The following is a 9704-nucleotide window of genomic DNA, read 5'->3' as shown; positions in this document are numbered from 1 at the left end:
AAATACTGAATTAGAAAAACTAACATGCGATCATACTGTTACTATTATTGGTAAAGAGAATACAAAACTAAATTAATTGATATCTGGAATACAAAAATAATAATGACCTCTATTCTGCCAGAAAAAAAACTGGATAGTATTAACATATTTCAACAAAAAAATTGTGCAATATTTCTATAAATGTATATATTTCGTGAATGATAATATGGGAGAGTAGATGGCATAAAACCGTCCAAACATCGATAAATACGGCATTTGAACGGGCTTTATTATTGAAATAAAAAGTAAACAATATAAAAGACAAGGCTTAACAACAGAAAAAAACGGAAATTTTTCCAGACAACACATATGATACACTTTTACCGAAGCGTTATAAATTCATGATGTTATTTAAAGGAGGAAATGTATATGAAAGGAAACATGTTCAGAAAATGTATCGTGTGGTTCCTGATCTTTTCCATGGTTATTACCTGCAGTAATAGCAATTGGCAGATTTCTTCTGTCAAGGCACAGGAGAGTGATTCAGGATCTACCGGAAACAAAATAATCGTACCGCTTACTGAAGGCGAGTGGACAACCGGATATGGCAACGATAGCCGGTTAGAGATATTTAATGTATGGATCAACCACTATCTGCCATCCGCTTTGGAGGGGATCTCCTTTAAAGGAGTAGACCTTACTTTTACTGTATCCGGAGTGGACAGTATTTTACAGGAAGCAGGTTTGGACAGCTTTAAAGCAGAGCTCAATTTCTATAGTAGTGATGAAAATATTAAAAATATTGTCGACGAGACCGATAACGTAGCTACCCAAACCGCCGACATCAATCAGGATGGAACATATACCGTTGGATATTCCGGGGATACCCGTATCTCCATGAATTACTACATGGCTGTCAGATTTACACAATTAGATTCTCTGAGAGAATTTTCAGGAGATATCTCCAATGTTAAGCTGACATTTTATGATGCATATTATTCAGAAGAGACCACTCCAACGGTAACTCCAAAGCCAACCGACAAACCTCCGGTAGAGGGAACACCGAATTATGAGGCAGAGCAGCAGACAGTTGGCCAGGATGATGATTTTCGAGTAGGAATTTCTTATGTCAATACCGATTGGTCTGAGGTCTTCTATACCGATTTCAGTACAAATAAGGTGAAGAAGCTTACAGGAATCGGAGATTATTCGATCAGCTATACAGCTGCAGAAACCGGTGACCTTCATATGTTATGGCTGGACACAAACCTATATTCCGGCAGCTGGCTGCAACTTGATGTAACAAGGGTTCGTCTGACATCAGAAGATGGCAGTGAAGAAAAAGAGTATACCGTTGCCAATAATGGTCTGCAGGAACCGGGAAGCATCTGGGGATACAGGGATGCGTGGGATATTAAGAATTATGCCGCCACAGTAAAAAATCCATATATGTCATACAGATACTTTTTGAAGTCCGATTATGATAATTACAAACCGGAATATTCCAATTACCTGGATCGGATCAATGAAACAATTGATCTTTTCAAGGGAAAGAAAATTTCGATCGCATCAGGAAGTACCATTACAGTGGATTTTATGGTCAAAGCAAATCCTGATGTTACAGCGAGCCCTGCGCCGTCTGTATCTCCTTCGTCAGAGCCGTTAGTAAGTGAAACACCGGCCGTATCCCCTTCGTCAGAACCGTTAGTTAGTGAAACACCGGCCGTATCCCCTTCGTCAGAGCCGTTAGTGAGCGAAACACCGTCTGCTTCTCCGGAACCAACAAAAGATCCTGATGAGTTCCAGATCAATCCTCAGGATGTCGCTGCATTAAAGGAATTGATCAATGAACAGAGATCCAAAGGAGCAAAGGTAGATGAATCGATTTATTCGATGGAATATGGATGGAATATGGATGGACGTTTGATTGAAATCAACTGGCCCGAAAAAACCCTTTACGGAGATATCTCTCTTTCCGGTCTCCCTTATCTGGAAGTATTTTATTGCGGGGACGGGAACCTCACTTCCGTTGATGTAACAGGTAATTCCTATCTGAAAGAATTATTTGTAGGCTATAATCAGCTGACTTCCATTGATGTTAGTCAAAATGCAGATTTACAAATGCTGTCCGTTGCGAAGAATCAGTTAACTTCTCTGGATACCAGTAACAATTTACAGCTGGATACCTTATGGTGCCAGGGCAATCAATTAGATATCGTTTATGTAAATCAGACAATTAGTGAGAGTAATATCTACAAAGACAGCACCACAAAGATTGTGCGTAAATCTCCGGGAGAGGTACCAACCGCCCAGCCAACAAGCTCTGCAAAACCAACCGCAGAACCGACAATCGCACCGACAATGCCACCAGAAAGTACAGCAACCGCCCAGCCGACAAATACTCCGGAGGTCACAAAAGATCCGGGAAGTAAACCGAGCGAAACCAATCCACCGGAAGCTTCCGAAAAACCGGGCGATAAGCCTGACGTTACAAGCAGCCCGGATGCTTCTGTAAGACCAAGCGGACAGCCGGATACTTCACAGCCGTCGGATAAACCGGGAAATACGTCAACAACATCTCCAAATCCACAGGTAACTTTAACTCCGGCAAGCACCACCAGACCGGATGGTCAGGGAACAAATCCGGTGTCTGCAACTGCACAGCCGGAACCAAAAGGAAGTGTTCTGACGGTTGGAAATGGTATTTATAAAGTTATTTCGGGCGACGGTGAGGAACCATCCGTGATCTATTGGCTGACAGATTCCAAAACTGCTTCGCAAATTGTAATTCCGGATACCGTGGAGAGCAAAGGAGTCCGCTATAAGGTCACATCGATTGCAAAGGGGGCTTTTGAAAATAATAAGAAACTGAAATCAATCGTGATTGGGAAAAATATTGTTTCGATTGGCAAAAATGCTTTTAAAAACTGCAAAAATCTCAAAAAGATTGTGATCCGGTCTGAAAAGTTAAAAGCCTCAAAGGTCGGCGCCAATATGCTAAAAGGAACGCACAAAAAACTTGTGATCAAGGTTCCAAAAAATAAACAGAAACAATATAAGAAGTTTTTGAAAAAACGTGGGAACAAAAAAGTGCGGATCACAAAATAATATTCCAAAATAGCACAGGTATTCTGTTGCTGTAGAGGAGTGGTTACATAAATGAGAATAACGCAGTAGATTCGTAAATATTATATTTATAAGGTTTCGTATTGAGATACCTTATATTTCATGTTAAAATGAACCCGAGGGCAGTATATCTGCTTTCGGGCTTTTCAATGTGAACCATAAGGAGGTAATTATGAAAAAGAAACTATCTTGTTTATTATTGACACTGGTACTGGTAATCGGGGCACTGACCGGCTGCATGGGAAGTAATACAGCTCTGGTACTCAACGCAGACGGAACCTGTGTGTACACCGTAAAGTATATGTACGAGAAAGAAACCTTCCAGACAACACTGGACGAGGCAAAGGATAAGTCACCACTGTTTGGCGGCGATTTTACAAGAGCCGAGGAGACAGTCGGAGATATGACGTATTATACCTTCAGCCGTCAGCTTACCTTTGCGAGCGTAGACGCCATGAAAACAGCTCTGACCGACCTGACTGCTTATATCAACCGCATGAAGGAGGGGTCTGTGAACCCTTCCCTGTACACCACAGAGTTTATCGCATCCACTCCATTTTCTGAGGTAACTCTGGATGGCACTACCTTCATCGCAACACTCACCGGTGCATCCAGTTCCATGACATCTTCTATGTCCTCTAATATGACAAAGCTGACCGACAACACCTCTTATGCGGATATTGGCGCTGTGAGCAAGAAGTTATACAGCAACGGCAGTATTTATGGATATCTGAAGTCCTGCGGTTTCCTGATGGATTATTCCATCACCTTCCCGACAAACGTAACAGAGAGTAATGGAACAATAAGCGGTGCGACCGCAAGCTGGAGTACCGACACAATTCCGTCCGACAGCAAGCTGATCGCTGTTACATCCGGCAATCTTCTCACTTCCGACACCGAAGCACCTGTAATCTCCGGTGTTAAGAATAACGGCTTATATCGAAACGCCAAGCTTACTGTTACCGATAACGTGAACGTAAAAACCGTTACCGTAAACGGCGTTGTCATTGGCAATACCAAGTTAAAGGCATCTGCAAGTAAGACCTACAAGATCACGGCTGCCGACGCAAACGGCAACGTTTCTTGTGTATCCTTCCGTGTTGACAGCACCAAGCCGGTCATCAAGGGGATTAAGAACGGTAAGAAGGTGACAAAGCCGGTTACCCTTCGTTTTAAGGATAACTACAAGATGAAGTCCGTAACGATCAACGGCAAGAAGGTAAACAATAAGAAAGCAACCGTTAAGAAAGCCGGACGATATGTTGTGAAGGCAAAGGACGCTGCAGGCAATGTAACAAAGCTTGTTTTTCGTATTGCATAACGTTGTCCATAACCCTGAAAAATAACAACGACCCGTGGGATCAACAAAGAATTCCACGGGTCGTATTCTGTTCTATAATAAATCCAAAATCCTGATGTGATAACTTTTAATTTCCTTTAAACTTAGACTCACAGTAAATACAACGGTAGATCCGGTTCTTGCGGTCTGTCAGCTTAAATGCATGCGGCAGCTCCTGCTCAATAGAAGTAATGCAACGCGGATTTTTGCACTTGATAATGTTCGTCACGGTATCCGGAAGCGAGAGCTGATGCTTCTCAACAATCTCAGCGTCCTTGATAATATTGATCGTAATGCTGTGGTCTAACACACCAAGCACATTCAGATCAATGTCAAGATCACCCTCGATCTTGATAATGTCCTTTTTGCCCATCTTGTTGCTTTTGGCATTCTTGATGATCGCCACCGAACAGTCTAACTTCTCCAGATTCAGATATTCATAAATCTTCATTGCGCCGCCGACCTGAATATGATCGATCACGATACCCTGATTAAGACCTCCGATATTTAACATGGTATATCCACCTCCAATAACTTCATGATCAATGCCATTCTCATATAAACACCATTCTGAACCTGCTTGAAATATACCGCTCTCGGATCATCGTCCACATCGGTCGAAATCTCGTTGACACGTGGAAGAGGATGAAGAATATACATATCCTTCTTGGCATACTGCAGCTTGTCCTTCGTTAATATGAAGCTGTCCTTTAAGCGTATGTAATCCTCCTCATTGAAGAAACGCTCACGCTGGACTCTTGTCATATAAAGGATATCAAGCTTCGGCATATTCTCCTCAAGCTTGTCCGTCTCAATATATTCAATGTTGCCGGCATCCAGTACTTCACGCCGCAGATAGCTCGGGATCCGAAGCTCCTCCGGTGAGATCAGTACAAACTTTACATTCGGAAAACGAACCATCGCATTGATCAGGGAATGAACGGTACGTCCAAACTTCAGATCACCACACATACCGATCGTTAAATTGTCAAGTCTGCCGGTCTCTGTCTTGATCGTCAGAAGATCTGTTAACGTCTGGGTCGGATGATTGTGTCCGCCGTCTCCGGCATTGATCACCGGGATGGAAGAGTGCATGGCAGCTACGGTCGGGGCACCCTCCTTTGGATGGCGCATTGCGCAGATATCTGCGTAGCAGGAGATGACACGGATCGTATCCGCAACGCTTTCTCCCTTGGATGCTGAGCTGGAAGAAGCCTCAGAAAAACCAAGTACCTGTCCCCCCATATTGATCATGGCAGCTTCAAAGCTTAATCGGGTACGTGTACTTGGTTCATAAAATAAAGTTGCAAGTTTTTTACCATCACAGACATGTGCATATTTGCTCTGGTCTTTCATAATATCCTGTCCGAGTGTCAGAAGTTCCTCAAGCTCCTCAAGAGATAAATCCTGTGGACTGATAAGATGTCGCATACATTTGCCTCCTATCTCAAATTTCGATTTTTTCTATTTTACTACAACTGACCCCGTATGGCAATATATTGACTTGACTTTTTATCAGGTTTCCATAATAATGATGTATGGGTCAAAATGTATTTTGACCCATACATCACTAAAGATTCATTCATTTATGAATAATATAACCTGTGCCGGTGCGCTGTCCGGCAGGGTCGATCCATGAATAATCATCAGCGCAGAAATGAGGAAGTCTATGATAAAATTGTATGACAACGGAGTTTATCTTGTAAATGGCACAGATATCGTAGAGGACAACGGCGAAGCAGCCGCAGCTCTTACCGCCAAATGCGGACAGGCTCCAAGTAAGCAGGAAGCTGCCAAAGGAACCATGGCGTACAGTATTTTAGAGGCTCACAACACCTCTGGAAATATGGAACAGCTTCAGATTAAGTTCGACAAATTAACATCACATGATATTACATTTGTTGGAATTATTCAGACCGCTCGTGCATCCGGGTTGGAGAAGTTCCCTATCCCTTACGTTCTGACGAACTGCCACAACAGTCTCTGTGCTGTCGGTGGAACGATCAACGAGGATGACCACATGTTTGGTCTTTCCTGCGCCAAGAAGTACGGCGGCATTTATGTTCCTCCTCATCAGGCAGTCATCCATCAGTACGCCCGCGAGATGCTGGCAGAGGGCGGCAAGATGATCCTCGGCTCTGATTCCCACACACGTTACGGTGCTCTTGGTACCATGGCAATGGGAGAGGGTGGTCCTGAGCTCGTTAAGCAGCTGTTATCCCGTACATATGACATCAATATGCCGGGCGTGATCGCTGTATATCTGACAGGAAAGCCACAGAAGGGCGTTGGTCCACAGGATATCGCTCTGGCGATCATCGGTGCTGTTTTCGCAAATGGTTATGTTAATAATAAAGTAATGGAGTTCGTCGGAGACGGTGTTGCAAACCTGTCTGCTGATTATCGTATCGGCGTGGACGTTATGACCACAGAGACAACCTGTCTGTCGTCTATCTGGACCACCGATGACAAGATCAAGGAGTTCTACGAGATCCATAAGCGTCCGGAGAGCTACAAGGAGTTAAAGCCGGCTGATGTTGCATATTATGACGGTATGGTTTATGTGGATCTGTCCACGATCAAGCCAATGATCGCAATGCCATTCCATCCAAGCAATGTCTACACGATCGAGGAGTTAAATGCAAACCTCATGGATATTCTGGATGATGTTGAGAAGAGAGCATTAGTCAGTCTGGATAATAATAAGGTTAACTATACCTTAAAGGATAAGGTTCACAACGGTCGTCTGTATGTAGAGCAGGGTGTCATCGCCGGATGTGCCGGCGGTGGATTCGAGAATGTCTGCGATGCCGCTGATATCCTTCGTGGTAAATATATCGGTGCCGATGAGTTCTCCCTGAGCGTATACCCATCCAGCCAGCCGGTATTTATGGAGTTAGTCAAGAACGGAACCATCGCCGATCTGATGGAGACCGGTGCAACCGTACGTTCCGCATTCTGCGGTCCTTGCTTCGGTGCCGGAGACGTACCTCCAAACAACGGTCTGTCTATCCGTCACTCTACCCGTAACTTCCCGAACCGTGAGGGATCTAAGGTCAACAACGGTCAGATTGCATCTGTTGCACTGATGGATGCCCGTTCTATCGCAGCAACTGCTGCCAACCAGGGTTACTTAACGGCTGCAACCGATATTGATGTCGACTTCAAGAAGCCAAAATACTTCTTCGACAGTGCCATCTACGAGAACCGTGTATACAACGGCTGGGGCAATGCTAAGCCCGAGACAGAGGTTAAATTCGGTCCAAACATCAAGGACTGGCCGAAGATGAGTGCACTCACCGATAACCTTGTTTTAAAGGTTGTTTCCGAGATCCATGATCCGGTTACCACAACCGATGAGCTGATCCCATCCGGTGAGACATCCTCCTTCCGTTCCAACCCGCTTGGACTGGCTGAGTTCACTCTTTCCCGTAAGGATCCTGCTTATGTTGGTCGTGCCAAGGAGGTACAGGCAGCAGAGAAGGCCCGTGTAGCAGGAGAAGACATCTTTACTGCACTTCCTGAGGTAGAGGATATCTTTAAGACGATCAATGAAACCTTCGCCGCAGCTCCACAGGATACGCAGATCGGTTCCACGATCTTTGCAGTGAAGCCGGGTGACGGCTCTGCCAGAGAGCAGGCTGCTTCCTGCCAGAAGGTGCTTGGCGGCTTTGCCAATATTGCCAACGAATACGCAACAAAAAGATATCGTTCTAATCTGATCAACTGGGGTATGCTTCCATTCCTGTACCAGGGTGAGCTCCCATTTGAGAATGGCGATTACCTCTTCATTAAGGATATCCGCAAGGCAATCGAAGAAAAGAACGATACGATCAAGGCATATGTTGTCAACAAAGGTATGAAGGAATTTGAACTTCACCTTGGAAACCTTACCGATGACGAGCGTGATATCATCGAGAAAGGATGCCTGATCAACTATTACCGCTCACAGATGTAATTAATGGAATGTACAGGTCAAGTTACCGGGTAGTATTTTATATGCAAACACACATTGCCATCTTCGTCTGATCCATGCATCGCAATTTATTGACAGCCTCCAAGCCCTGTATCTACAGGTGTTTGGGGGCTGTTGTTATTTTTGTTTCTCATAAAAACCATCATAATGCACAATTGACTTTTTTGTTTTCTTCATTTTCTTCGGTCATAATCATGATATTTGCCTTTGTTTTTTGGCAGACATTACGGATTGTCAGGGACTCTTATTTTTGATAACCTTGTATGCAGGAAGTGACGGAAGAGGAAGTAAGGAATAAACTCTTTGTTTAACATCACGATCAAGAATCGTTTTTTATCAGTTTGATCTATTGTTCTAAACGAACACCTCCCATAATGTTCTCCCTATAACATTGTTCAATTTTTCAGTAGAAAACTGTATGCCTTTTGTCAAAATAGGACAATCCATATTTAGAAACGCTGTTTGTGTACAACAAGGCAGAGATTTCCGTCACTTCTAAATCTACTAATATCATCTATAATTTATCAAATCGAATCATGATTCTTCCAGTAAATGCCTGCTGCCGCGGAAAACAGGCAAAAGAAAGGTATCATTATTTATGAAAGAAACTAAGATCAACTATGAAGAATTTGTCAGCAGGCTTCGCTGCCGGCTGTATGAGATCATCCCGGAGGATGTCAATATGGAGGTCAATCCGGTTCTCAAAAACAATTCCCTGCATTTAGACAGCCTTGTCTTATTCCGTCAGGGCTCTAACTGCTCGCCAAGCTTTTATCTGCAGGATTACTATAAGAAATATACAAACGGATATGATATCGATGTACTTGCGGAGAATATCTATGAGCGGTGGCAGCGTTTTATTGACAGCCCGGATAACCAGTCCCCGGATCTTTCTCTGGCACACTGCAGAGATGGGATCGTCTATCGACTCGTCAATATATCGCGCAATCGGGAAATGCTGAAGAATGTGCCGTATATCCCTTTTTTTGACCTTGCCGTTGTGTTTTATTATGTGCTGCGCAATAATTCCTACGGTCTCCAGAGCCTTCGAATCAATACCGCACTCCGGAAACGATGGGATCTTACCACAAAGGAGCTGTTTGAACTTGCCATTAAAAACACACCACGCATGTTCCCGGAACGCTTTCGTTCCATGCGTGAATTTCTGGAGCAGTATCCGATGCCGGAGGAACTTTCCTCCGAGGACGTCCCATGGGAATATTCCCCCTATGTGCTCACTAACAGCAACGGCATCAACGGGGCTGCTGTCTTTCTGTATCCGGA

6 protein-coding genes are annotated in these 9704 nt (G+C 44.0%); 4 read left to right on the top strand and 2 right to left on the bottom strand.

What is annotated here, in order from left to right; genetic code table 11:
- Positions 1 to 408 precede the first annotated feature (408 nt).
- A complete protein-coding gene (locus ACZLMD_RS12080; RefSeq protein ID WP_482523539.1) occupies positions 409 to 3087 on the top strand; it encodes a leucine-rich repeat protein in 2679 nt (892 codons plus the stop codon).
- Positions 3088 to 3277: 190 nt separating this feature from the next.
- Entirely contained in the window at positions 3278 to 4426 is a 1149-nt protein-coding gene (locus ACZLMD_RS12075) for a hypothetical protein (RefSeq protein WP_482523538.1), read from the top strand.
- A gap of 106 nt (positions 4427 to 4532) precedes the next feature.
- Here the strand turns inward: ACZLMD_RS12075 and ACZLMD_RS12070 are convergent, their stop codons facing one another.
- Both ACZLMD_RS12070 and pyrB read right to left on the bottom strand, forming a co-directional pair.
- Complete coding sequence (locus ACZLMD_RS12070; RefSeq protein WP_482523537.1) at positions 4533 to 4958, bottom strand: aspartate carbamoyltransferase regulatory subunit; 426 nt, start codon at positions 4956 to 4958, stop codon at positions 4533 to 4535.
- Positions 4952 to 5875 (bottom strand): aspartate carbamoyltransferase, encoded by a 924-nt coding sequence (pyrB, locus tag ACZLMD_RS12065; RefSeq protein WP_455057571.1) that lies wholly within the window; start codon positions 5873 to 5875, stop codon positions 4952 to 4954. The genes ACZLMD_RS12070 and pyrB overlap by 7 nt, the downstream gene beginning before the upstream one ends.
- 238 nt (positions 5876 to 6113) lie before the next feature.
- Between pyrB and ACZLMD_RS12060 the strand changes: the two genes are divergently transcribed.
- Both ACZLMD_RS12060 and ACZLMD_RS12055 read left to right on the top strand, forming a co-directional pair.
- Positions 6114 to 8402 carry a hydratase gene (locus ACZLMD_RS12060; protein WP_118559510.1) on the top strand — a complete coding sequence of 763 codons (2289 nt, stop codon included), beginning with the start codon at positions 6114 to 6116 and terminating at the stop codon, positions 8400 to 8402.
- 616 nt (positions 8403 to 9018) lie between these two features.
- Positions 9019 to 9704: DUF5688 family protein (locus ACZLMD_RS12055; RefSeq protein ID WP_489495806.1), on the top strand; the 686-nt coding region annotated here is incomplete at its 3' end.

Source organism: Jutongia sp., assembly GCF_057878315.1.
This window is presented reverse-complemented; position numbering and strand designations above follow the sequence as displayed.